The organism is Flexibacter flexilis DSM 6793, from assembly GCF_900112255.1.
In the GTDB taxonomy this organism is placed as follows: domain Bacteria; phylum Bacteroidota; class Bacteroidia; order Cytophagales; family Flexibacteraceae; genus Flexibacter; species Flexibacter flexilis.
Window position 1 is genome coordinate 35,466 of record NZ_FOLE01000001.1, and the last position, 26,273, is coordinate 61,738.

At 43.6% G+C, this 26,273-nt stretch carries 14 protein-coding genes; 1 reads left to right on the forward strand and 13 read right to left on the reverse strand.

The genetic code is table 11. From position 1 onward, the window contains the following. Nucleotides 1-19 precede the first annotated feature (19 nt). The 13 genes from BM090_RS00140 to BM090_RS00210 form a co-directional block, all read right to left on the reverse strand. A complete protein-coding gene (locus tag BM090_RS00140; protein WP_091505519.1) occupies nucleotides 20-1,030 on the reverse strand; it encodes a DNA/RNA non-specific endonuclease in 1,011 nt (336 codons plus the stop codon). Then, entirely contained in the window at nucleotides 999-1,475 is a 477-nt protein-coding gene (locus BM090_RS00145) for a Fur family transcriptional regulator (protein ID WP_091505520.1), read from the reverse strand. Before BM090_RS00145 ends, BM090_RS00140 begins: the two co-directional genes overlap by 32 nt. A 159-nt stretch (nucleotides 1,476-1,634) precedes the next feature. After that, nucleotides 1,635-2,693: an aminotransferase class V-fold PLP-dependent enzyme gene (locus BM090_RS00150; RefSeq protein WP_091505521.1), complete on the reverse strand. Its 1,059-nt coding sequence runs from the start codon at nucleotides 2,691-2,693 to the stop codon at nucleotides 1,635-1,637. A gap of 65 nt (nucleotides 2,694-2,758) precedes the next feature. After that, complete coding sequence (locus BM090_RS00155; protein WP_091505522.1) at nucleotides 2,759-3,835, reverse strand: glycosyltransferase family 4 protein; 1,077 nt, start codon at nucleotides 3,833-3,835, stop codon at nucleotides 2,759-2,761. Nucleotides 3,836-3,906: 71 nt separating this feature from the next. Then, on the reverse strand, nucleotides 3,907-5,055 hold the full coding sequence (locus BM090_RS00160; protein ID WP_091505523.1) for a glycosyltransferase: 1,149 nt from the start codon (nucleotides 5,053-5,055) through the stop codon (nucleotides 3,907-3,909). A gap of 314 nt (nucleotides 5,056-5,369) precedes the next feature. Continuing rightward, the gene (gene rpsT, locus BM090_RS00170; protein ID WP_091505526.1) at nucleotides 5,370-5,624 is read right to left on the reverse strand and encodes a 30S ribosomal protein S20; all 255 of its coding nucleotides are present in this window, start codon (nucleotides 5,622-5,624) and stop codon (nucleotides 5,370-5,372) included. A gap of 137 nt (nucleotides 5,625-5,761) precedes the next feature. Beyond that, nucleotides 5,762-7,642 carry a peptidase domain-containing ABC transporter gene (locus BM090_RS00175; protein WP_143083819.1) on the reverse strand — a complete coding sequence of 627 codons (1,881 nt, stop codon included), beginning with the start codon at nucleotides 7,640-7,642 and terminating at the stop codon, nucleotides 5,762-5,764. Next, nucleotides 7,614-7,937 carry a hypothetical protein gene (locus BM090_RS00180; protein ID WP_091505532.1) on the reverse strand — a complete coding sequence of 108 codons (324 nt, stop codon included), beginning with the start codon at nucleotides 7,935-7,937 and terminating at the stop codon, nucleotides 7,614-7,616. The genes BM090_RS00175 and BM090_RS00180 overlap by 29 nt, the downstream gene beginning before the upstream one ends. Nucleotides 7,938-8,103: 166 nt before the next feature. Beyond that, on the reverse strand, nucleotides 8,104-8,670 hold the full coding sequence (gene pth, locus BM090_RS00185; protein ID WP_091505534.1) for an aminoacyl-tRNA hydrolase: 567 nt from the start codon (nucleotides 8,668-8,670) through the stop codon (nucleotides 8,104-8,106). Between the two features lie 113 nt (nucleotides 8,671-8,783). Next, a complete protein-coding gene (locus BM090_RS00190) occupies nucleotides 8,784-10,163 on the reverse strand; it encodes an HmuY family protein (RefSeq protein ID WP_091505537.1) in 1,380 nt (459 codons plus the stop codon). A 42-nt stretch (nucleotides 10,164-10,205) separates the two neighbouring features. Beyond that, nucleotides 10,206-12,482, reverse strand: coding sequence for a TonB-dependent receptor (locus BM090_RS00195; RefSeq protein WP_091505540.1), 2,277 nt, complete (start codon nucleotides 12,480-12,482; stop codon nucleotides 10,206-10,208). A 334-nt stretch (nucleotides 12,483-12,816) separates the two neighbouring features. Beyond that, entirely contained in the window at nucleotides 12,817-17,199 is a 4,383-nt protein-coding gene (locus BM090_RS00200) for a T9SS type A sorting domain-containing protein (RefSeq protein WP_177199790.1), read from the reverse strand. Nucleotides 17,200-17,587: 388 nt separating this feature from the next. Further along, a complete protein-coding gene (locus tag BM090_RS00210) occupies nucleotides 17,588-22,288 on the reverse strand; it encodes a fibronectin type III domain-containing protein (RefSeq protein WP_091505546.1) in 4,701 nt (1,566 codons plus the stop codon). Nucleotides 22,289-22,732: 444 nt separating this feature from the next. Here BM090_RS00210 and secA point away from each other — a divergent pair, with 444 nt between their 5' ends. After that, complete coding sequence (secA, locus tag BM090_RS00215; protein WP_091505549.1) at nucleotides 22,733-26,113, forward strand: preprotein translocase subunit SecA; 3,381 nt, start codon at nucleotides 22,733-22,735, stop codon at nucleotides 26,111-26,113. Nucleotides 26,114-26,273 lie beyond the last annotated feature (160 nt).

The window sequence follows — 26,273 nt, forward strand, 5'->3', positions numbered from 1 at the left end:
ACTGCTCGATGTCAATATTTTAACGGCGCGGCTCAGACCATTGCCAAGCATTTACATCAAATTTTGACTCTAATTTTTTCTCTACGTCGTCGGGCAAAAGTGGGTAAAAATCCAGTCCAGTTTTTTCTTCCACCTCGTCTATACTTACGGCAAAAGTTTGCAAATTTTCATCAGAACCCGCATTTTTCATCAAAAAAGCAATGGCTTTTGGTTCGTCGCCCAATTTGAGAATCACTTTATAGTAATATTCTGGTACGCTGATTTTGGTACTGCGGCCAATGGTTTTCAGGCCATCGCGCAACACTGGGCCTGTGGTGATAAACAAAAATTGTTCGTCTTTAGCCCAATCGCGTACTTGCTCTTCGAGTATGCGCCAAATTCCTCTGTTGCATTGCGGCTTTTGAGGACTCATATTGCTCATAAAAAAGGATTCTTCCATGGCCGTTTCGCTGCGCTTCATGTCGGCGGCTGGGGCAAGGTGGCCTCTGTCGTAGCCCGTTCCCAAATAATCTTGGGGCGTAGCCGAACCGCCTTCTACTTGGTCGTCTGCCTTAAAAGATTCTTTTTCGCGTTCTGCTTTTCCGCGTAAATCTTTGGCTGACAGCGTATAAGCAACCCATTCGGCTTGCTCATGCTTTTCATAATAACTCAACGTGTAGGCAGTGTGATGAATAATTTGGCGGCCTTTCGTCGCGTTCGGGTATGGCTTCGGATACGGGAAAGCCTCGTCTTCTGCATAGTTTGGCAAATCAGCGTTGCTGGAGTTGCGCGGCGTGCTGGTATTCGTGTTGCTTTTGGGCTTGACAGGCGTGCTGTTGTTCTCGCGCGTTTCCGCTACTTCTTGCTTGGGTTTGCGCGGCTTATCGTCTTTTTTGGAAGAAGAGGTTTTATCGCTTTTGTTATAAAACCACATACCAGCCACTACCGCCACAATCGTCGCGATGAGCTTTACGTAAGAAGTCGAAGAACCTGTTTGTTTGGCCATAAAATCCTGATTTTTAGTTAGTATGATGAGCTGGACGATTTTCACAATTTTGTTTTTGGCACTGTCCGTACAAAATAAGCGAATGATGCAATACTTGGAATTGTAATAATTCCCCTACCGTCTTCTGAATGTTATGAATGCGCGGATCGCAAAACTCAATCACTTTGTGGCATTCCGTACAAATCAGGTGGTCGTGTTGGCGATAGCCATACGATTTTTCATATTGCGCCAAATTTTGCCCAAACTGGTGTTTGCTCACCAAATCGCATTCTACCAAAATATCCAACGTGTTGTAAACCGTGGCGCGGCTGACACGATAGTTTTTGTTTTTCATGCTGATATACAGCGATTCTACATCAAAGTGGCCTTCACGCGTATAAATTTCTTCCAAGATAGCAAAGCGTTCTGGCGTTTTGCGTAAAGCTTTATTTTCTAAATAAGCAGTAAAAATTTTCTTTACTTCTTCAAATATATTTGGATTTAATGCCATAGAAAATTCTTATAAAAATACAAAAAGCCTTCTACAAGGCTTCATAATAACACCTAAACAAATATAGCTAATTTTTTAACTTAGCTATCGACTTTATAACTTTTTAAACTTCGAGAACGTTCCCCGCGCCACGACTTTGCAGCGCAGGGAACGATTATTTTATGAAAGTTTGGGCAACAAATCCAATAACGCGGCCACTTCCGCAGGTTGCAAAGCTGGAAAATTGGCAATACGGAACGACGTTTCTTTCCAAGAACCATAGCCCGCGCCCAACAAAATCCCCGCTTGTTTGGCTTGCGTTTTCCATGCGGCTACCTGCTCTTTTGTGCCTTTTACGGCCACGACAGTATCCGAGCGAACCGCCTCATTTTCAACCAATAAACTAAGATTTTGGGCAGCTTGTACGGCCTCATAATAAGCACACGCACGCGCTTTGGTTTGGGCATCAATTTCCGAAATATGCGGCATGGTTTCCAGCACGCGCATGAGCAAATAAATCCCCAACACGTTTGGCGTACAAGAGGTTTGCCATTTTTTGATATTGTCCAGCATTACCAAAAAGCTATTGTAATGACCACGTTCGCCGATGCTTTGGGCGCGTTCGATGGCGCGAGGCGAGCAAATAAGCAAGCCCAAACCCGCAGGCAAACCGAAGCATTTTTGCACGGAGCCGTACCAAATATCTGCCGCCGCAAAAGGCAAGGCAATTCCTGCCAGCGAAGAAGTTACATCTACGGCAATGAGTTTTTCGGGGTGCAATTCGCGTAGCTTTTCGATGCTTGCGGCTGGGATTTGCGTACCGTTGGAGGTTTCGTTTTGGGTAATACAAATCACCTCCGATTCGGGCGCGACTTGCCAAGAGGCCACATCCGCATGATCGTTGGTATCAAAACGGAAACCTTCGGCCTGTGAATGAATTTTGCGGGCGTACTCGTGCCATTTTTCCCCAAAAGCCCCCGAATAAAAATGCGTACTTTGCTGTGTAGTAAGCGATTGGGCGATGATTTCCCAGTTTTCCGTAGCCGAAGACGTATAAAATACCGTGTAGTCGGCGGGTACATTGAGTTTGGATTTTACCAAACCAATCGTCTTTTCCGACATTTGGTTAAACGTTTCGCTGCGGTGACTAATGCTCAAAAGGCCTTGTTCAAAGGCTTCTTGCATAAAAGTAGCCACTTGCGGATACACCCGCGAAGGGCCGGGAAAAAAGGTTATCATGGCTTTGATTTTCTATTTTTTAATTCAAAAAGAATAACGCGGCAAACATACAAATTTGCGTGTGTTTATGCGGTTTTTTCTTTGTTTGGGTGCAACATTTCTTCCGTCAAATCCAGCAAGCCTTTGACACGTTTGCTAATCGGGAAATTTTGCTCAATACGATTGCGTACGGCCTTACTCAAAAACACTTTGTCTTGGCGCACAGCATCTTCCAACAACACTTTGAGCATACTCACATTGCGTTGCGTAAGCACAAAGCCCGCATCGCCCACAATGAACGACATAGAAGCCACTTCCGACACAATCGGGATACAACCACACAACATCGCCTCACTGAGTGCATTGGGAAAACCCTCAGAAATAGAGAGTTGCAAGTAAAATTCGTGTTCGCCAAACAACCGCGCCAACTCGTCGGCGGGCGTAAATGGCAATACCGTAACATTGGCAGGCCAGTCGGGTTTGCGATTTCCCATAAACCCAATCACCGTAAAAGAATAGTCGGGCAACAATCTGGCCACATCAAACACCATATCCGCGCCTTTGAGTATCATGCGCACGGGATTGTCCAGCGTGGCGGCCACCGTAATAAAGCTGTTAGGCTTACGATTTTGGTGCGGTTTTGGCCATGCGGCAGCGTCGTAACCGTTGTAAATAGTCTTGATTTGGGCGCGAATATTGGGGCAATAATGCAAGATGCCTTGTTTAAAATTGTCGTCGCCGTAATACGTGTCGTTGCGCTTGAGCAAGCTCTCGTGTACGGGCGAAATGTGCGTACACAAATAAAAAGACATTCGGGTAAATGCACCCAACAGTTGTTTGTGAAAATTGCCGTAACGCAAGGACGGAAACGAAACACAATCCATGCCACCCGCCACAATCAAAGACGGAATATTAAAAAGTCGGGCTACCAGCGTAGGCATAAACGAATGATAACCAGCAAATTGACAAACAACAATTTTTGTTCCCCAAATATTGACCAGCAAAAACCAGAATTGCTTTAAGAAAAGAATCGGCGTGTATTTTTTATTTGTATGATAAAAGTCGCAAACTTTTACATCGTACTTTTGTGCAAAAATAGCCACATCTTTTTTCACAAATGAGGCCTGATTTACGCAAAAATACAGCATTTTAGGTTTCTTCATTATCTAATATTTGAAAAAGCAAACAAACAATTTTGGGTAAGATTAAACCACAATAATACACCTTTTTCGGATTAGTTGATAGTTTTTTGTAGCGTTTCCCACAAGGAAGCCGCCGCTTTCTCTACCAAAAACTCTTCGGCTATGATTTTGCGTGCATTTTCGCCCAATCGCTGTAACTCAACTTTGTCTTTTGATAATTTTTCTACTGCTTCAGCCATCGCCGCAACGTCCAGATACGGCACTACTACGCCACAATCGCGGCTCACCAGTTCGGGCATTCCTCCCGCCTTTTCAAAGCAAATAATCGGTTTGCCCAACGCTGCATTTTCCAAACAAACCAACGGAAACGGATCTTCGCGCGACGACAACAGAAACACATCAAACAAGGCGTAATAGTCCGCTGGGTTTGGCTGATTGCCTGTCCAAAAAACGCGTTGCGCAATGCCTTTTTCTTGGCAAAGCTGCTGCACTTCGGCCAACTCTGCAGCCGAACCGCCACCGACCCACACAAAATACATTTCGGGATGTTGGGCTAAGAGTTGCGCGGCCATTTGCACAAACAAATCTGAGCCTTTACGCCAACCAATTGCCCCAGAAGCACCCACCACAAACGCACCTTGCGGCAAACCCAAACGTTGTCTTATTTTTTCTTTTTCTTGCTGATTAACAATAGGTTGAGGAATAAATCCATAACGTAGCGTCATTTGCGATGCCGACAAATCCAAGCGTTTTTGCAGAAATTCTTGGGTGGCCTCCGACACACAAACGTAATGGCTTACATATTGCTTAAAGCCTTGATAATCTTTCTTTTGCAGAAAAGTTTCGAGCACGCCCGCAAGTTCGTGTATGTGCAAAAGCACAGGGCTTGTTGGCGACAAAGCGGCCACAATATCGGCGGAAGCAATCGTGTTGGCATAAATGGCATCGGCGCGGCGACTCTTGCGGCGCAACGATTGTTGCATCCAGAAATTACGCACCTGAAACCACGCCAATTGCGCCAACTTGAGCGGCGATTTGGGCATTTGGTCGAAAGCTCGTTTCCAAACATACGTCGGATAAATGACCTCAAATTCGGGTTCTAACACACCGCCTCTCCGCAAAATAATCAGTCCGTCGGTGTCGGTGTGCTGCTTTATCCATCGCAAAAAATGAAGCATCAGAATCGGCGCACCTGTGCGTTTGGCCTCGTTGCCAATAAAAACTATTTTCTTTGCCGCCATAAAAGTTGCCTAATGAGCGTTTTAAATTATTGAATGCTGAAGTTGTTTGGTGTTTCAATCAAGATTTCACACCTAACGGCGTTAGAAATCTATCAAATCGCTTTCTACAAAAATATCAATCCTAACGGATTTAAAAGTCTGATTCAAAAGCCTTGCGGCTCGAAATTTTTGTAGTAATTTATTGTGGAAATAGAATATCAAGTCAGCCAACGCGCCAGCATTCGCTTTATTCCAAACAAAAAAACCTGCTTCCTTGTGAAAAGAAACAGGTTCAACAGAGAATTTCAGGCCAAAGCCCACAATCAACAACTAAATTAAGCTAATTTAGCCACGTATTTAGCCAACTTCGATTTGTGGTTAGCGGCTTTGTTTTTATGAATTACATTCTTCTTAGCCAAACGATCTAGCATAGAAGAAACTTTTTTCAATAATTCTTGAGCCTCAGCTTTAGATTCGGCTGTACGAACTCTTTTCTCGAATGTACGAGCTGTTTTTGCTTGGTATTTGTTGCGCAAACGTTTGGCGTTGTTCGCACGGATTCTTTTTAATGCGGATTTGTGATTTGCCATCTTAGTATTAAATCAGAAATAATTTTAGTTTCATTCAAAGGACTGCAAAGGTAGGAAAAGCAAAACTAAAACACAAGTATTTTTTTTAAATAAAACTTATAAATGTGTTTAAAGTTCGTTTCGTTGGGTTAATTATTTTAATCTAACAAGTGCTTTATTTCTTCGTAACTCCCTTGTGCTGTGATAGTTCCATTCTTAAAAAAGACTACTTTATCTGCCGAAGCCAACCAAAGCGGATTGTCCGTTACGACGATAAGCGTCCAGCCATTATACGGCTCTTGCAGGCGCGACAGAATACGAATGCGCTCTTCTTTGGCTATCAAATGTACAAAATCTTCCATTAGAAGCAACTGAGGTTTAGAGGCAATACAACGTGCTAACAAGATTTTGTGCAAAACACTACCCGAAATGCGACGACCTTCGGCCATGAGTTGTGTGTTTAGGCCGTCGGGCAAATTATTTATCGTATCAGAAAGGCCAACCATTTCAATGGTTTCCATTACGTCGGGCAAAGAAATATCCAAACGCCCCATCGTAATATTATCCAAAATAGTTCCGTCAAAAATCTCATCTCTGGACACGTGTTTGGCTACATAATGGCGCAACGACGGCAATTTAATATCCCGAACCGAAAGGCCATTGACCGTTACAACCCCTTCAAAATCGCTCAACGTACCCGAAAGTACCTGCAACATGGAGTTTTTGCCCGAACCGTTTTCGCCAACCAAACACACCGTTTGGCCCGCCTCTACTTTCAAATTAATATCATGCAGGGCGTATTTTTTGGCATCAGGATATTTGTAACTCATGGTTTTTACTTCCACGCTTGCACCTTTCGGGCTTACTTTCATGAATTTAAGACCGTTTTCGCGCTCCAACGGCAAATCCGTTACCTGTCCAATTTTCTCCACTGCCGTCAGCACATCGTACACCGTTTCCATACTGGCAATGATTTTTTCTACGGCATTGACAATGGTAATAATCACGATTTCGGAAGCCACGAACTGACCCAACGTAATTTGGCGGTCAATCACTAACAACGCGCCCATCACCAACAAGCCGCCAGTTATAATCGTCTTAAAACCAATGATATAACCAAACTGCGAGGCCAACACATTAAAGTGGCTTTTGCGATAATACAAATAATTGCTCACGTATTCGTCCGTGCGCTGCATGGGCATATTGGTATGTCCTGCCATTTTGAACGACGAAATAGTACGCGCCATTTCCTCCAACCAATGCACCGTTTTGTATTTGTATTTGGATTCTAACAAACTTGTTTCCAAGCCTTTAGAGCTTGTGAAACGAAACATAAAATACATCAGAAACAGCAACGTAATGCCAAAAAACACGAAAAACGGGTGATAAAACGACAATAGCAAAATACCAAAAATGATTTGCAGAGCTGCCGCCGTCATGTCTATGAGCATTTTGGGCAAACCTTTTTGTACGGTCAGAATATCAAAAAAGCGATTGATAAGCTCTGGCGGATAATATTTGGAGATAACCTCCGACTTGAGTCGCGGAATCCTGTAGGCAAATTCAAACGCGGCTTTGGCAAACACGCGCTGTTGCAGCACTTCCACCAACGTAATTTGCATGATTTGCAGCGCACCGCTAATAAGAATCCCCAGCACCACCATACAAATCAACAAAATTACGGCATTGAACATCAGGCCGCCCGAAATACGGCTAATAATCGCCTGAATACCCAAGGGCAAAGACAAGTTAATCAGGCCAATAATAATGGCATACACATAGATATAGCCAATGTCCTGTTTTTCGTTTCTCAACAACCTAAAAAGCCGCTGCATAGGCGAAAGCGTTTCCGCCTTGCCGTCGGCACGCCCCAAGGTGCTAAACAGCGACTCAGACGGAAAAGCCGTCATCACGAGCATTTTGTCGCGCTTTTTGGGGTCGGGCGAATCGTGATGCGAATAAATATTATCAAAATTGTTGGCCGACCAAGCCGCGTGCACCAATCCTTTATCAGTGATGCGTATAGGCCTCAAAACCACGTTCGCCAAATGGCTGAATCAGAAGCGGATAATACTCATATTCGGAATGATACTCAAATATCATGAGCGGATACTCCAATTTTTTGAGCATATCCTGAAACGTTTCCTTGTCGATGGCGTTAGAAATAAGCACCATTTTGTTGTGATGACTTTGCTCAATGAATGTGTCCACGAAATCGAGAAAACTCAAGTTGGCGGGCGGAATCGTAAAATAGGTCTGAATCTTCTCGGCCTGAATCGGGTAGCTGGCTTTGGCTATCTGCGTCAGGGCGTTTTCGACTAATTGATAAGTCATAAATTGTAGGTATGAAAGTAAGTTTGTATATAGCTGGAATTAAAATCCTTTTACGAATAACGCAAAAAATCCGTTTCTGTTTCGTTTTTTGCTATAAAAAACCTTACGCAAGGCACCATTTTCACAAAAAAAGCGTGTTAGCTTTCTCCCCTAACACGCTCTTTAATTATTTGGTATTAAACTGATTCATGGTTCTTTCGATGCCTGCCATGCAAAACGAAACAATCGCTTCGGAGCAGCGGTCGAGATGTATCGGAAGCTCAGCCATTTCGTTTTGGTCAAAGTTACTGAGCACATAATCCACTTGTTTTCCTTTGGAAAAATTGCTGCCCACGCCAAAGCGCAAACGCGGATAATCTTGCGAACCAAGCACTTCTTGTATGTTGCCCAGTCCGTTGTGGCCGCCATTCGAGCCTTTGGATTTGATGCGCAATTTGCCGTAAGGCAAGGCCAAATCGTCGGTAATGACCATCATGTTTTCTTTCGGAATTTTCAGCGTGTTGAGCCAATGACTTACCGCCTTACCGCTCAGGTTCATAAACGTAGTGGGTTTTATCAAATGCAAAACAGCATTTTTATAGCGAAATTCGGTCGTAAAGGCCAAACGGTCGGAGCTAAATGCGGGTGCTTTGTGCAACTCGGCCAAACGGTCAAGCACCAAAAAGCCAATGTTATGGCGTGTGAGTTCGTATTGAGGCCCAATGTTGCCAAGCCCCACAATCAAATATTTCACGGTATTTTTGGATTAATAAAAAATTATTCCGCAAAAAAACAAAAAACAAACAACAAGACCTACAAGGCATTTGAAATCCTCGTAGGTCTTGTGCATGAACATTCAAAAAATAATTAATTTTTCTTTACCAAAGTGTATTCGATTACAGGTTTGCCACGTTCGCCGCCATCGCTGGCCAAGCCCATGCTTACAAATTTTAGTTTATAAACATTGCCCGCAGGGTCTTTTACCACATAAAAACGGTCGTGTTTAATACCTGTCGTTGCGCCGCTTGTCGCACGCCATTTGCTACCGATAGCATCTCTTGCACCAGAGAAAGTAGTAGTAGCAATGTTAGATTCTGTGTAATTCGCATACGTTACGGTGCTTTCTAACACTTCGGCTGCTTGTGCGCCTGCCGCATAATTCAACAAAATAAAATCTTGGAACCAGTAAGGCGTTGGCGGCGTAGTACCTGCGTTAGAAGTGCTATACGACCACTGAATATCCCAACTCGCTTTGCGTGGCTCGGCACTCACTACCGCCGCCGTTTCCAACGATGCAAACGTGAAGTTATAGTCTGATTGGCTTGGAATCTCTAACGTTTGGATAGTAGTCGAGCCAATACGCGCAAATTGCACTTTGTAGCCTGCACCACTGCGCGAAACTTTTACTTTAAACCATTGATCTTTGTTTTTGCTACCTTCAAAAGCAACCAAATATACTTTGTTTTCTGCATCGTTAGCCGAAACTTCCGCGAAAGCAGTTTTGGTCAAATCGCCATCCCAATAATCCACCAAAGCCAATGAACCTTCTGCACCTGGTGAGAAATTAAGATTAGCAACAGCACTTGTGTCAGCCAACGTAACCGCCGAAATGTCGGTTTTGCTAGTAGCCGCCGCTGTAGATTGGTAAGCTGGGTTCAAAATTACGCGATACTGGCCGCCGTTGTAAAAACCTAAGTTCCATGACTTACGCGCTACGGCTGTGGATTGATTCGCACTCAAATCCACGTACACGCCGTTGGTATAGTTCGACTCTGCCGTTTTGCCTTGCAACGTTTGGGTGCTGCCTGTCGAAGTAATCGCGGCAAAGCTCAATTTTAATTGATTGTCAGTTCCCACCAACACAGGCGAAGTAGCCGACTTAATTTTGAAAGTAACATACTCGTCGCCATTCAAAAACAAGCCATCTTTTTTCTTTACTTTGAACGAAGCCGTACTTTGTCCAGCGGCCACACTTACCGCCAAAACGCCATTTGCAGCGGCGGGATCGGTGGTGTATTCGTTTCCGTAAGTAAGTACATTTGAGTTAAGTTCGATGTTTAGCGTAGTGGCTGCGTCTGCGGCACGCGACAAAGTGAGTTGAACGGTCGCTTCATTACTCTCAATGCCTTGTGTGGTGGTGGTAAAACTGGCCAAATTGTCTGGCAATTCAGTATCATCATCTTTACAAGCAGCCACCGAAACGGCCAAAGCACATACAATAAACAGTCGGTTAAAGAATTTTTTCATGAGATTTTTAATATTAATTTAGAATAAGTAGAATTGATTTTTCTAATGAATCTGGAACAAAATGCCCAGTGTGTACGACCTGCCATAAGCCACAGGTACAGCCCCGGCCGAGCTATGCGCCGCCCCCGTGTCGGTGGTCGTGTTATTGATGCTCGTTACATCAAAGATGTTTTTTACCCCAGCCGTAAGCGTATAATATTTATAAAATAACTTATTGACAGTCAGGTCTGCGGTATGAAAATCCAGCGTTTTGGTAAGATGTACCGCCTCGCCGCCGTTGCTGTCCGTACCCAACTGATAGCGCGGCAATTGCCCCGTATATTTGTAATAAAAACTAATGCTGGCATTGGCTTTGGGGAAGTTGTAATGAAGCGTTGCGTTTAGCTCATCTGCCCACACAAATTCGGGCAAATCTTCGCTACTGGCCAGCTGATTGTACCGACCGATACGCGAGTAGCCCACTTCGGCCTGAAGGTTTTGCCACTGAAGCGTATTGTTCCACACCAAACCCAACGTTTTGTTTTTATCAACATTTAAGTACGTGTAAATCTGTGCGTTGGTGGGGTCTGAGCCAATCGAAATCAAGTTTTTGAAAGTATTGTAAAACCCTCCTACCGACACGTTCAGGCTCAAACGCGATTTAGAAACCGCCTGCCAAGCAAAGTACGTATTGAAGCTATTGGAATATTCGGCCTTCAGATTCGTGTTGCCTTTGATGGAATGGTTGCTATCAAAAAAAGTAAAGTAAAGTTCGCTCAGCGAAGGTGAACGAAAACCACGTGCATACGCCATGCGCAAATCCAGCGTTGGCCAAAGTTTGAACTTGGTGTTTAGCGACGGAATAGCAGGCGGCGCATCGTACACCGAGTTTTTAACAAAACGCAAACCTGGTCGCAAATTCATCCAATCCGTTGGTTTTAGCTCTGCCGAAATGAAATAAGCCAAATCCGTAATTTTGGGCGTTCCTGCGATGCGTTGGCCTGTGGCTGCGTTGTGGTTAAGTTCCAAGCCATGCTGCACCGAAAACAACTCAGAACAAGCATGTTGCGCCGTTACGCGCCCAAACACCGTCTGAAAAGTGGCTTTGTCTTGTGCGCCTTGCTCCAAAGAAAGCGTGCGTTTGTTGGTTTGTAAATCTATGTCGGTAGTCTGCGTTTCGCGCGAATAATCCGTGTAAGCCAAAGCCGCCGTAAGGCTGTGTTTTTCGTTCCAAGTATAATCGCCTTGTGCCTGATGAAACCAACGATTTGTTACATAGTGCTTGTCTGTGGCGGCCAAATGTTTGGTGGCCGTATTGATATAAGTATTTCCCAAACTTTTCAGGGTTTCGTTGGTTTGATTCAGCCTGTACCACACGTTCCAGCGGCTTTTGCCATAGCCCAACATGGCCGTAGTCAAATACTGTTCTTTGGGCATCCATTCTTTGGCTCTGCCCGTATAAGAGCCTTGCCAACCGCCAAAAGTATTGCGCGTCAAATTGCCCGAAACCTGCAAGCCTTTGTGTTGCCAACCCAATCCAATCATTTGGTTATGAGCACCTTCACCATCAAGAGGTTCATATTCTTTGCTGGCAGTTTCTTCTTGTAGGCGGGCGGAAACCGTCCAAGCCGAAGGTGTATTTTTTTTCTTGGTAATAATATTGATTACTCCTGCCAGCGCGTCTGTTCCGTAGCTCACCGACATGGGGCCTTCTACGATTTCAATTCTTTCGATGGTGTTAATATCAATTTGTCCCAAACTCTCGCGGGTTGTACCTCTGTCCACGAGTGGCACGCCGTCCAAAAGCACTTTTACGTTTTGCCCCGACATTCCCATGAGTTGCACGTCGGTTGTGCCCAGCGTGAGGTCATTGGAAAAACGCATTCCAAGTTCCGTACTCAACACCGCCGTTACCGATGTGGCCGCACGTCTTTTTATTTGTTCTTGGGAAATAGTACGAACTTTATAGACCGAATTTTTGACCGACTGCGGCGTAAACTGCCCCGTTACGACTACATCATTGAGTAAACTTTGCTTTTCGGACAAAATTACCGCGCCCAAATCTTGCGCTGCGGCGGCTTCTATTTCTTTTTCAAAAACCTCATAACCAACGCATTGAACCGTAATCGTATGTTTCCCCGCAGGCAATTGAAGCAAAAATGTACCGTCTGGCTCTGTGCTTTGCCCGATGCGCAGATTTTTGACCCACACGGAAGCAAGCACGATTTCACCCTTATGGTTTTGTACCTTTCCCCGAATGCTTACTTGTTGGGCGTTTTGCGCCACTGCATTGAGCCAAGCAAACAATCCCAAAAAGAAACAGATAGATTTTGTCTTCATTATTTTTAATTAGATTTATTCTAAATAATAAGACAAAAGTAGGTTTATAGATTTTAACTTGCAAGAAATTATTTAGAATTTTTCTAAATAACAAAATTACTATATTCATAAGTAACTGAAAAATAAGATATAACAGAATGGTTCTTGTTGGAAATTAGCCGCCCATCAATAATAATGTTGGTTATTTCTTGGGGAAGAAATCTATTGACTCTGGCACAAAAAAGTGGGTAGTATTATTCTTTTTAGAAAATAACACTACCCACTTTTTCAATATAAATAAACTCTTACAGCAGCTTTTTTCTGCATCTAGCCGTATCTGGCTAAGTTTATTTTATTATTTAACGATTATCAATTTAGTAGTCTCGTATATGTTATCGCCCAACAGTGTTACGTGATATGTGCCCGTTTTCAAGTGTTTTGTTGGCAATTCTAAGATATGGAAACCTCCCGCCAACTCATATCCATGGCGATAAATTGGGCGACCCAAAACATCCGTAACAGTTACTTCTACTTTATCAGATTGTGGCAATAACAACTCTAACTTACAGTTTTGAGCAGAAGACATTGGATTCGGATACAATGTCAATCCTCCTTCTTCCAACATACCCAACGACGCATGAACTTTATGACTTAGACTAAAACCGCCGTCTCTGTCCACCTGACGCAACGAGTAGTAATAAACAACCCCAGATTCTACGTTCTTGTCTTCATAATAATAGTTGTGAACTTCGCGACTATCTCCAAAGCTCGACACTTTGCTTATTACAACAGTCTCTCCTGAGTTGCTTGTGCTACGCAATACCTCAAAGTATGCATTGTTTTGTTCTTGCGCTGTTGCCCAATAAACGCCGATGCTATGCCCTTTGCTCGATGCTCGCAAAGACAACAAGGTTACAGGCAAGGTTCCATCCGCTGCTTGCACTATATCAAATTCAGAGAAACCACTCAAGCCACTGCGAGACACCGTTACACTACCCGAACTTGGATCTGAACAGCCTACGCGAGTACCAGACAAGGCTCCATTCTTGGCTATCGTCGCATATTTGCCGCCATTTGTAAACCCATTGGCAGTAATACTAATCGTATAAGTACCGTCGCCAGTAATTTGGGTCAATGCCGAGTTGAAAGCACTTACCTCCCATGTGCCCGTATTGATGCGACCGCCATCTTGGTTATAAGTTGGCTGATTACAACCCGCAACGGTACTTGCTTCCGCAATTACTGCTGCAAATGGAACGGTATAGCTTGGTGTTATACCAAAACGACCACGCAAATTATCGATCGTTGTCGATCCTGTGAAATTTACTGTTACAGGGTTTGCTTGCGCTACACCCAACGGAAACGTATAACTTCCTGTACTATTCACAAAACGGCGCAAATAGCCCCACACATAACTACCTGCAGCACTACTTACTGCACCTACTGCTCTATTTTTCACGCGCACCTCATAACTAGTGGTCGTCTTAATACTGCCCAATGTAAACATAAGTGTTGCTGTGTTAGAAAGTATCATATTACTTCCAAGATTCACATAAACCCCTACGCCGCCGCCATTATTGATAACTACATTCTCCAAATCGATTATTCCAGCATTCGTATAAGTCTGATCAGCAGTACCATCAAACTCTAATATACCTCCAGTGCCAGGGCTAAATGTAGCATTATTAGTAAAGTTACCCCCGACGGTCAAACGTTTACTATTAGCATTATAAACACCATTGGCAATAGTAAAAGTACTATTCAACTCCATATCTTGTTGTTGCGTTACGCTACCTGCTGTTTTATTGATGGTTACATTTGGCAAGGCACTTTCATTGATTAGATTACCTATCAAAGTTTGAGCGGCAGTACCCAAAAATCGCATTGTAGTCGTAGGCAATGCCGTCAGAATACCTGCATTATTATAATCACCATAAATATCTACACGTCCACCTAAGCCTATTGTTACTTTAGCGTCTAGATTGATTATCAAACTTTTACACGTAGCATTACCCGTTATAATGGGCTGATTGGCGGCGGAGGGCGAAATCTGTGCATCTATATTCGCGTTTGGTATTTCGCAACCACCCCAGTTCTCCTTCTTAAACCAATCTGTATCAATAGAACCAGTCCAAGTAACAGACGACACGGACGCTGCCGTTGGATAGGCAACTGGAGATACATCGTCAAACGTAATCGTAAAACCAGAGGTACTGTTCGTATAATTACTGATAACCAACAAGTACTCTTCTCCTGACACTACATTAATCGGCAGCTCATAAGCAGCGTCATAGCCTGGATATGCACTTGGTGCATTACCCGACACATCAACCCCTGTTACACCCAAATAACTATAATTACAACGCAAGGGTGTTGGAGGATCTAAGGGATCAGAAATAGACGAACACGCCACAGCTGTATCATTATTCAGCGGACTAAGCACCGAACTTTTCACTTTCCATATGGCAAAGTCATAATCCGTTTCATCTCCTACCACCCCATCATAATCATTCGGAATGATGCTAAATATCAATTGACCTGCTGCATTCACAGGGATTTTGTACCAAACAGAACCACGTTCGCCAGAAGACAAACAGCCAGCCGAAGCAAAATCACATTCGTAACCAATCCCCTGATAACCAGGATTGCCAATCGTCATACTGGAGTTACAAACAGGCACACTGGCCGAACAAGCCTGCCCCGCTGAAGTAGGAAAGCTGCCGCTACCATCCACGGCCATTATATTAAACGTACCAACCTGATTGCTATAACCGTCCACACGGATATAATACGTCGCGCCAGCGGTAAGGCCTGTAGCTGTGATTTCAGAATTGGTATAAGAAGAAGAACCACACGTTGGCGCATCATCATTAGCCGCAATAGAAGTAAACGTCCCACTACAACTTGTAGCAGAAAACAATTGAATTTGTGTATTAGCCAATGTACCTAATGTTGTACGAATTTTCAAACGGCCTGAGGCTGGGGCTGTAACCTTGTACCATACCGTATTCAAATTGCCTGCCGTCCAAGCACCTGGAGCAGCAGGCTCACCAGTGCCATTGGCGCAACTATTATCGCCTCCCAAATTCACACCCAATGGCAGATTAATAGCCGTACAAGCCACATCATTATCAGCAGTACCCGCGCCTACACTAAACGACCAAACAGGGCAAGAAGCAATGGGATACGCTCCTGCGCTGTTGCGTGGTACTATTTTCCAGTAATAAGTGCCTATCGGTAATGCTGAAGCTGAAATATAATTAGTGGCAGTTTGATTCGTTGATACAGGTGTCGTAAATGTAGTGCTGTTCGTTTGCAAATAAACATCATAGCCAGTAGTTGCATTACAACCCGTGTTAGACGGAGCCGTCCAAGCAAGCGTTGGCACACTACAAAGATTGGCCGCACCATTGGCAGGGGAAGAAATAGTCGCCGCCGCCACTGGTACAGACGGCAAAGATGCCGTAATAGCAATGTCGTCTATCGAAATAGGGGGCTGCGTTCCTAATGATGCATCATTCCTCCAACTAAATACCAATCGTTGGGTAGTTCCAGCTATAGCCGCATTATCCAAATTCAAAGACACTTGAGAATAAGCATCTTGCACATTATAGGTTGTACCAATTTGACCCGAAGCCAATTGCGTTCCCGCCGTAATAGTAGTCGTTACAGGCACTAAATAAACTCTTAAATAGTCATAAGAACCTTCACCCTGCCCTTTGTAATAAAAGCTCAAATTATAACATTGATTAACAGGAAAAGTTATATCTCTATAAAAATGTACTACTGAAGTTGCATTTACATCATAAGCATTAGAACTTCCGTCATTAGAAATATAAATAGATTTTGCTCCTGCATTTTTTGTGGCCGTACCCACCACCCATTTATTAGTCTGCGAGCCGTTTACAATCGTCCAAGGAAAGCAAGTGCTTTCAAAATTTTCTGTAATATTAGGAGTATTCGATACTACTGTAGCACTTGTCGTAAAACTCCATACGGGGCAAGAGGCTTTGGCATACGCACCATAAGAGTTACGAGGCACTATTTGCCAATAATAAGTAGTGCTGGAGCTCAAGCCAGAAGGTGAATAACTCGTTAGACCTTGATTAGAAGAAACTAATGTAGTGGGCGTAGCTGCCGTACCAAAGTACACATCATAACCCGTAGCAGCCTTACATCCTGTAAGTGCTGGAGCCGTCCAAGAAAGTGTTGGTGCAGCACATCCCGTCAGGGTAGAGCCTGATGCTGGCGACGGAGCAGATGCCGATGCAGTCGGAGCTGTACAAGCCGATGCCACAACCGTCAAAGAACTTACACTCATATTATTATCTTTGCCCACATTAACAACCCGCACATGATAAGTTCCTGCTGCTAATGATAGCGTAAGCGTTTCTGTTACACCAGACCCTCCATTGTTAGCGCAAGACACTTCTGTAAGGCTAGCACAAGTACCACTCAGCAACTGAATGGCTGGATTACGATTGGCAGCTAATGTTATAGTTACGTCAGAAAACGAGGCAAGGGTAAAAGAATACCAGCCTTCCCTCGTTACGGTTCTTCCACACACTGTTGCAGTTCCATTAATTGTTGCGTCATTTATCGTGGCCGTTACACCAGCTCCATTTACCGTCAGAGACGTGGATCCTCCGCAAGTAGTTCCTTGCCCAAAACTCACTAGTGGAGCCAGCAGAAGAAGTATTAATAACCAATAATTTTTGTTCTTGTAAGCGTTTCTCATAAGCATCTTGATTAAGTAATAGTAATTTTATTTTAATAACAATTCGACTTAAAATTTAAGCAAAACACACTAATCATGGCCTTTTTTTAGACTTTTTTCAAATCTACCAAACAAAGCAAATCTAAATTATATTTTATACAAAAACAAAAAAAGCAAATCAAATAAGCTGAAATAAAAACAAAAACAAAATATAATTTTAAAAATAAAGCAAAAATCAAAATTAAATAGCAAACACCTGTTGTATATACCAATATAAACAAAATAATATTTCTATTTTTTTTAATAAAAAATATTGGCATCCACTTTACCAGAATTATTTATATACAAAAAAAGCAACTATAAATTATAGTTGCTTTTTTTGTAATGGTAGTATGTAATAATAATTTAGCTATTGCACGACTATAAGTTTGACATTTTCAGACAAATTATCTCCTGCGATATTGATATGGTAAGTCCCACTCAGAAGCGTGCTGGTTGGCAACTCCACCAAATGATAGCCAGCATCTAAGTAACTGTTTTTATGCCACAAGACTCTACCCAAAATATCGAGTATTTGTACGTCCACATTCCCTGATATTGGGGCTAAAAATTCTACCGTGCTGTTTTGGTGTTTTGAAACAGGATTAGGATACAATCGCACACTAGTGGAGACTAGTGAGCCCAACGAAGCATACACCTTATGTGTGAAACTAAAGCCCCCATCTCTATCCACCTGACGTAACGAATAATAGTAAACTACCCCAGATTCTACGTCTCTGTCTTCATAGTAATACTGATGAAGCACTTTGCTATCACCCCAACTATTGACAATGCCAATAACTTTAGGTTCGTGCATCTTATCCGAGCTACGCAACACCTCAAAATACGCGTTGTTGTGCTCTTGTGCAGTGCTCCAATATACACCAATGTTATTTTTCTGAGCAACAGCACGCAACGAAACCAATGTAATTGGCAAACTACCTTCGGCAGCTTGCACCACATCAAATTCTGAAAAGCCCGTCAGGCCAGCACGAGACACCGTAACAGTACCCGAACTTGGATCTGAACAGCCTACACGAGTACCAGACAAGGCTCCATTTTTCGCAATAGTGGCATATTTCCCTCCATTGGTAAAACCATTCGCCGAAAGGCTAACCGTATATACACCATCTCCTGTGATTTGGTTCAATGCAGAATTAAAGGCACTTATTTCCCAACTTCCTGTATTGACACGTCCGCCGTCTTGGTTATAAGTAGGTTGGTTACAACCTGCTACCGTACTAGCTTCAGCAATCACCGCCGCAAAAGGCACAGTATAGCTTGGCGTGATGCCAAATCTGCCGCGCAAGTTATCTATGGTAGTAGCCGACGTAAAATTGACAGTAGCAGGGTTGGCTTGCGCAATACCCAGCGGGAAAGTATAACTACCTGTGCTATTCACATAACGGCGCAAATAACCCCACACATAGCTACTGGCGGCGGCACTAATGGCACTGACACTACGATTTTTAACTCTCACTTCATAACTAGGTGTTGTCTTGATGTTACCTAAAGTAAACGTCAGTGTACCCGTACTCGAAAGTACCATATTACTATTCAGGTTCACATACACACTTGCACCTCCACCATTATTAACGACAACGCTTTCCACTTCTCCTGCGTTAGTATAATTTTGGTCTGTAATACCATCAAATACTAACACACCTCCGCTTCCTGCAGTAAACGTACCATTATTAACAAAATCACCTGCCAACGTTAAACGCTTGCCACTGGCATTATAAACACCCGTTGCATTGGTCGTAAACGTACCAGTGAGTTGCATATCTTGCTGCTGCACAACACTTCCCAACGTTTTGTTCACTGTTACATTCGGCAATGCACTCTCATTCACCAAATTGCCTATCAGATTTTGCGTAGCTACTCCCAAAAAACGCATTGTTGAGGAAGATAGTGCTGACAACGCTCCCGCATTATTATAATCCCCATAAATATCAATTCGGCCACCCAAACTAATGGTCAGCTTCGCATCTAGGTTAATAATAAGGTTTTTGCAAGAAGCATTACCCGTCAGAATCGGTTGATTGGCTGCCGCAGGCGAGATTTGAGCGTCAATATTTTGGTCAGGAATTGTACATCCACCCCAGTTTTCAGCCTTAAACCAATCGGTATCAATAGCTCCCGTCCATGTAACCGACGACACAGAGGCGGAGGTAGGATATGCCACAGGACTATCGTCATCAAAAGTAATCGTAAAGCCAGATGTACTATTCGCATAATTACTAATAACCAATACATACTCCTCGCCAGCTAGCACATTGATCGGATCTTCATAAGCATCGTCATAATTAGGGTATTCTACAGGTGAAGCCCCAGACGGAGCCAAACCCGTAACCCCTAAAGCACTATAATTACAACGTAACGGAGTTGGAGCTTCCCCACCTGTACTAATAGCACTACAAGCTATCGCTGCCCCATTATTATTTGGGGTCAATAGCGAGCTAGTTACTTTCCATACAGCAAAGTCATAATCTGTTTCATCATCAACAACTCCATTATAATCGTTTGGAATAATATTAAATATCAATTGACCAGACGCATTTACAGGGATTTTATACCAAACAACTCCACGTTCACCTGCTCCCAAACAACCAGCAACAGAGAAATCACATTCAAAGCCAATCCCTTGATAACCAGGATTACCAACATTCATAGTCGCATTACATACAGGCACTGTAGCCGAACAAGCTTGCCCTGCTGAAGTAGGGAAATTGCCATTGCCGTCAACGGCCATAATATTAAAGGTACCTACCAAATCATCACCGCCATCTACACGAATATAGTAGGTAGCTCCCGCCGTCAGGCCTGTAACCGACAATTGAGAGTTTTTGTACGACGACAAACCACACGATGGCGCATCATCATTTACTGCAATAGACATGAACGTTCCGCTACAGCTCGTTGCCGAAAGCAATTGTATTTGAGTATCTGTGAGTGTTCCTAATGTAGTGCGTATTTTCAATCGCCCAGAAGCTGGAGCTGTTACTTTATACCAAACGGTATTGAGCGTTCCTGTAGTCCAGCCTGTAGGAGCGGCAGGCTCACCCGTGCCCGTTGCGCACTTATTATCTCCCCCCAAATTTACGCCCAAAGGCAGATTATAAGCCGTACAAGCCATTTCATTTGCGGCGACACCAGCCCCTATGTTAAACGACCACACAGGACAAGAGGCTACGGGATATGCTCCCGAAATATTGCGAGGCACTATTTTCCAATAATATGTCCCCATAGACAGGCCAGAAGGCGTATAAGTAGTGGTCGTAATATTGGTAGCTACTGGAGTAGTAAAAGTTGTGTTATTGGTTTGCACATAAACATCATATCCAGTGGCCGCATTACAATCTGTATTGGTTGGTGCAAGCCACGAAAGCGTTGGAGCACTACACAAGTTCATCACACCACTGGTGGGCGAGACAAGCGAAGCCGCCCCCGAAGGAACAGTAGGATCTTCTACCACAACTTCGATGTCATCAATGGAAGCCGGCGGCTGGTTTCTATTGTTATTATTATTTCTCCAACTAAAAACCAAACGTTGTGTCGTACCTGCAATCGTAGCACTATTCAACTTAATAGATGCTTGTGTATAAGCATTTTGCCCAGAATAAGTATTACCAATCTGGCCAGCGGTAAGCTGCGTGCCTGCCGTAACAGTAGTAGAGGTGGGCACTAAAAATACGCGCAAGTAATCATTGGCCTCTCCGTTGCTTTTATAATAAAACTTTAAGGTATAGCACTTGTTGGCAGGGAAAACAATGTCTCTGTAAAAGTGTGTTACAGAAGAATTATTAGTATAGTCATTATTTGTACCTCCATTACTAGAAATATAGATCGATTTAGTGCCCGCTCGTTTAGTAGCTGTACCAATATACCACTTATTGGTTTGCGAGCCATTCACTAAAGTCCAGAAAGAACAAGCCGTTTCAAAACCATCTACAACGTTTACAGAGTTCGACGCAGGACAACTTGTCGTGAAAGATGCCACAGACGAAACTGCACTATTACAAGAAGTTCCCAATGCAGTTACCCTAAAATCATACGATACCGCATAATCCAAACCTGTCAGGCTGTAAGTTGTTGCAGTAATGCCTGTTACGGCTGTATAAGTAGCCGAAGAAGATAGTTTCCATTCCAACGTATAAGAAGCTGCTCCCGCAACAGTTCCCCAGCCCACAGTCGCAGAGTTGTACGTAATACTACTGCTCGTCAGGGCTGTAGGAGCCGACAGGCAAGTAATGGCATCATCAGACAAGGGAGAAGCTGTGCGATATTTTGGGCCATTGATACACGATGTGTTATTGTAAGCGAATACAAAAAAATAATACCTTGTATTGGCCACAAGCCCTGTAGTGCTAAAAGTAGTTCCTGACGTAACAGCTACCACAGTTCCACCGCCAAGCGTACCACCTACTGTATAAGTAGTGCCGTCAGTCGGTGATACAGAAAGCGTACTACTTGTACTACGCACCACCAAATAACCCGAAGGCGAACCAGTAGCAGCCGTAAACGAGCCATTAATGGCCGAAGCTGAAGCAGGCGTAAGCGAAAGTGCGGTTGGTTGAGCGGTTGGCGCAACGCAAGGATAAGCAGCATCTACAGACAACTCCGTTACAGACATATTGTTGGTTGTAAGGTTCACGACACGAACCAGATACGTTCCTGCCGCCAATGAAGTGCGCGTCAGGGTTTCGGTACTTGAGCCTCCAGCCCCAGCACTTCCATTCGCATTTTGGCAAGCAACCTGCGTTCCATTACAGGCTCCACTAAGCAGCTGAATGGCGGGATTGTAATTGCCCGTAAGCGTAATAGTTACATCGGCCACATCCGTCGTCGTAAACACATACCAACCTTCACGACGTACGTTAGTTCCGCAAACTGCTGCCGTCCCACTACTTGTTGCGTCATTTATCGTGGCTGTTATGCCAGGCCCATTTACCACCAGATTATTTGCTCCCCCACAAGTTGTTCCTTGAGCCCAACTCCAAGTAGGGAAAAACAGTAAAGCACAAAAAAATAAATGCCACTTCCATGAATAGCAGTTGTCAAATTTTTCCATAAGTGTAGGTAATTGAAGTAAATTAGCTAAAATAAATTACATTTTTTTAAAATATTATTCAAAAATAAAATTAGAGTATATTATGAAGTCTAAATGATCATACAATGATACACAATCACTACAAATAATACAATTTACCAATTCGTTAAAAATGTATTATACGCAACAGAAGCACCAATGTTTCTTGAATAAAAGAGTAGTATAACACAGACCTTACACAAGCTCCTTTAAGCCAGAAAAACTACTATCTCGGCAGCCGAAAAGCCCGGCACACTGCCATTATTTCGCAAAAAACATTTTTATCAGGACAATATGACAGCTTTTGTATTTACGGAAAGGCTTTTGTAGTGCATTTTGAGCTTATAGAAAAAAAAGTTATACATTTGCACCGCCGCAAACGCCCTATTGCGCGGCACGCATACCTTCTCAACAATACTTGTCATTATGTTAAATCTCATTACAAAAGGAATTACCAAGCTGTTTGGCACAAAATCAGAGCAAGACATCAAAAAATTGCTCCCGTATGTGCACGAGGTGAACAGTCAATGGCTTCTGCTCAAAAACCTGACTGACGACCAATTACGCGCCAAAACGCAAGAAGTAAGAAACACCATTGATACTTTTTTGGCCGATATTGACAGCCAAATCGCTGCGCTACACACCCAAATCGCCGAAAATCCGCAATTGGATATTCGCAGCAAAGACGGTATTTTCAAACAAATAGATAAACTTGAACTCGAACGCAACAAGCAATTGGAAGTAGTGCTCATGGAAGTACTACCTGTGGCTTTTGCTATCGTAAAAGATACAGCACGCCGCTACAAAGAAAATGGTAGTTTGCGCGTAACAGCCACCGACTTCGACCGCGAAATCGCTGGCCTCAAATCCAATGTTGTGATTGAAGGCGACTCCGCCGTTTGGCACAAAACATGGTATGCGGCAGGTGCCGAAATGACATGGGAAATGCAGCACTACGACGTACAAATTATTGGTGGTATCGTATTGCATCAGGGCAAAATCTCGGAAATGGCCACAGGTGAAGGTAAAACACTCGTTGCTACCCTCCCAGCCTTCCTTAACGCATTAGCAAAACGCGGTGTACACATCGTAACCGTGAACGACTACCTCGCCAAACGTGACTCGGAATGGATGGCTCCATTGTTTGAGTTTCATGGCTTGCGCGTGGATTGCATCGACAAACACGAACCAAACTCCCCTGCCCGTCGCAAGGCTTACGCCGCAGATATTACTTACGGTACCAACAACGAATTTGGCTTTGATTATCTGCGCGATAACATGGCCAACAGCCCCGAAGAACTCGTTCAACGCAAATTGCATTACGCAATGGTGGACGAAGTGGATTCCGTGTTGATTGACGATGCTCGTACGCCTTTGATTATTTCTGGCCCAATGGCACGCGGCGACCAACACGAATTTGATGCCCTCAAACCACGCGTAGCACGCCTCGTAGAAGCGCAAAAACAATTGGTAAATCAATATTTGATTGATGCCAAAAAGAAAATAGCGGCTGGCGACGAGAAAGAAGGCGGCATCGCATTGTTCAGAGCGTACAGAGGTTTACCTAAAAACAAACCTTTGATTAAATATTTGAGTGAAACTGGTAACAAAGCGATTTTGAACAAAACAGAATCGTTTTACCTACAAGATAACTCTAAAATGATGCCTGAGGCTGACCGTCCATTGTATTTTGTGATTGACGAAAAGCACAACAGCATTGACCTGACCGAAAAAGGCATTGACTTTATTACGGCAGGCGGCGAAGACCCACATTTCTTTATCCTACCGGATTTGGGGGTAGAATTGGGGGCTATCGAAAAAGACAAAGGATTGCCTGAAGAAGACCGTTTGGCACTGAAAGACAGAGTAATCAACGAATATTCAGAGAAAACACAGCGTATCCATACCATCCAACAGTTGCTCAAAGCTTACACGCTTTTTGAAAAAGATACCGAATATGTGATCATGGACGGTAAAATCAAAATCGTAGATGAGCAAACAGGTCGTATCATGGAAGGCCGCCGTTATTCGGATGGTTTGCACCAAGCACTCGAAGCGAAAGAAAACGTTAAAATCGAAGACGCAACGCAAACTTACGCAACGGTTACGCTTCAAAATTATTTCCGTATGTACCACAAACTTGCTGGTATGACGGGTACTGCCGAAACGGAAGCAGGCGAATTTTACCAAATCTACAAGTTGGATGTGGTTGTAATCCCGACCAACAAGCAAATTTCCCGCAAAGACGAACAAGACAAGGTGTACAAAACCATGCGTGAGAAATTCAATGCGGTAGTAGAAGAAATCGTAACTTTGACCAAGCAAGGCCGCCCAGTGTTGGTGGGTACTACTTCGGTCGAAATTTCGGAGATTTTGAGTCGTTTGCTCAAAATGCGTGGCATTCAGCACCAAGTTTTGAACGCAAAATACCACCAAAAAGAAGCCGAAATCGTTGCGGAAGCAGGTAAATCAAGTACCGTAACCATTGCTACCAACATGGCGGGTCGTGGTACGGATATTAAACTAACACCAGAATCTAAAGCGGCAGGCGGTTTGGCCATTATCGGTACGGAACGCCACGAGTCGCGCCGTGTGGACAGACAGTTACGCGGACGTTCTGGCCGTCAGGGTGACCCAGGTTCTTCGCAATTCTTCGTGAGTTTGGAAGATAACTTGATGCGTTTGTTCGGTTCGGAAAGAATCGCGAATTGGATGGACAAAATGGGCTTGGAAGAAGGCGAAGTAATTCAACATTCGATGATTACCAGCTCTATCGAACGCGCTCAGAAGAAAGTAGAAGAAAATAACTTCGGCATTCGTAAGCGTTTGTTGGAATATGATGACGTGATGAACTCGCAACGCGAAGTAATTTACAAACGTCGTCGTAATGCCTTGTTCGGAGAGCGTTTGCAACTTGATGTAATGAGCATTATTTATTCGTCTTGTGATAATATTTTGGAAAACAACAAGCCAAGCGGCGACTACGACAACTTCAAGTTGCAGTGTATGCACCTGTACGGCTTCAATCCAGCCATTAGCAAAGATGAATTTGGCCGTTTGAAACAACCTGAATTGCTACAAAAACTCTACAAAGAGGTTCAGAGCTATTACAACGAACGTTGCCGCCAAATCGCGGAAATGACTTTGCCTGTGTTCCAGCAGTTGCACCAAGAGCGCGGCGAACTAATCGAAAACATTGTAGTTCCGTTCACGGATGGCAAATTCCACATGCAAATTTATGTTCCATTGAAAAAAGCTATCGAAAATAGCGGTATGGAAGTGAATAAAGCATTGGAAAAATATGTTTCGTTGGGCTTCATCGACAACGCTTGGAAAGAGCATTTGCGCGAAATGGACGATTTGAAACAATCGGTACAAAACGCAGTATTTGAACAAAAAGACCCATTGTTAGTCTATAAATTTGAGTCTTTCAACTTATTCAAAGCCTTTATCAACCACGTAAACGAAGAGATAATCGGGTTCTTGTTCAAATCGGGCATTCCGCAAGAAGAATCTGCACCAGTGCAACAAATCATTCAAGAGCCTGTACCAGTGCGCCAAGAGCCACCGCAACGCCTCCAATTGCAAAAAGAAGAGGCTGACAGTCTTGTACGCACACGCGTGGCATTGGAAGACGAACCAGAGGCACCAGCTCCGAAGCAAGCCCCTGTTCGCTCGGACAAAACTGACCGCAACGAACGCGTAACCGTGCGCTACGCCAACGGCGAAATTCGCAGAGACGTAAAGTACAAAACCGTAGAAGATGACATTCTCAACAACCGTTGTGTAGTCATTAACTTGGCTTAATAGTTTATATTTCATCAATAAAAAAGGCTTCTGCGCATCATGCACGGAAGCCTTTTTTATTGGTTAGCGGTTAATATTTATTTGATTAATTGCTACAAAGATTTCAATCCTAACGGATTTGTAAGAAACAGTCAAAAGCCTTTAGGCTTGGTATCTTGGT

Excerpts from the sequence above, each read along its gene's own strand:
- BM090_RS00200 (WP_177199790.1), bottom strand. The coding sequence starts at position 17,199 with ATGAGAAACGCTTACAAGAACAAAAATTATTGGTTATTAATACTTCTT.
- rpsT (WP_091505526.1), bottom strand. The coding sequence starts at position 5,624 with ATGGCAAATCACAAATCCGCATTAAAAAGAATCCGTGCGAACAACGCC.
- BM090_RS00155 (WP_091505522.1), bottom strand. The coding sequence starts at position 3,835 with ATGAAGAAACCTAAAATGCTGTATTTTTGCGTAAATCAGGCCTCATTT.
- BM090_RS00145 (WP_091505520.1), bottom strand. The coding sequence starts at position 1,475 with ATGGCATTAAATCCAAATATATTTGAAGAAGTAAAGAAAATTTTTACT.
- BM090_RS00180 (WP_091505532.1), bottom strand. The coding sequence starts at position 7,937 with ATGACTTATCAATTAGTCGAAAACGCCCTGACGCAGATAGCCAAAGCC.
- BM090_RS00210 (WP_091505546.1), bottom strand. The coding sequence starts at position 22,288 with ATGGAAAAATTTGACAACTGCTATTCATGGAAGTGGCATTTATTTTTT.
- BM090_RS00190 (WP_091505537.1), bottom strand. The coding sequence starts at position 10,163 with ATGAAAAAATTCTTTAACCGACTGTTTATTGTATGTGCTTTGGCCGTT.
- BM090_RS00160 (WP_091505523.1), bottom strand. The coding sequence starts at position 5,055 with ATGGCGGCAAAGAAAATAGTTTTTATTGGCAACGAGGCCAAACGCACA.
- BM090_RS00195 (WP_091505540.1), bottom strand. The coding sequence starts at position 12,482 with ATGAAGACAAAATCTATCTGTTTCTTTTTGGGATTGTTTGCTTGGCTC.
- secA (WP_091505549.1), top strand. The coding sequence starts at position 22,733 with ATGTTAAATCTCATTACAAAAGGAATTACCAAGCTGTTTGGCACAAAA.
- BM090_RS00150 (WP_091505521.1), bottom strand. The coding sequence starts at position 2,693 with ATGATAACCTTTTTTCCCGGCCCTTCGCGGGTGTATCCGCAAGTGGCT.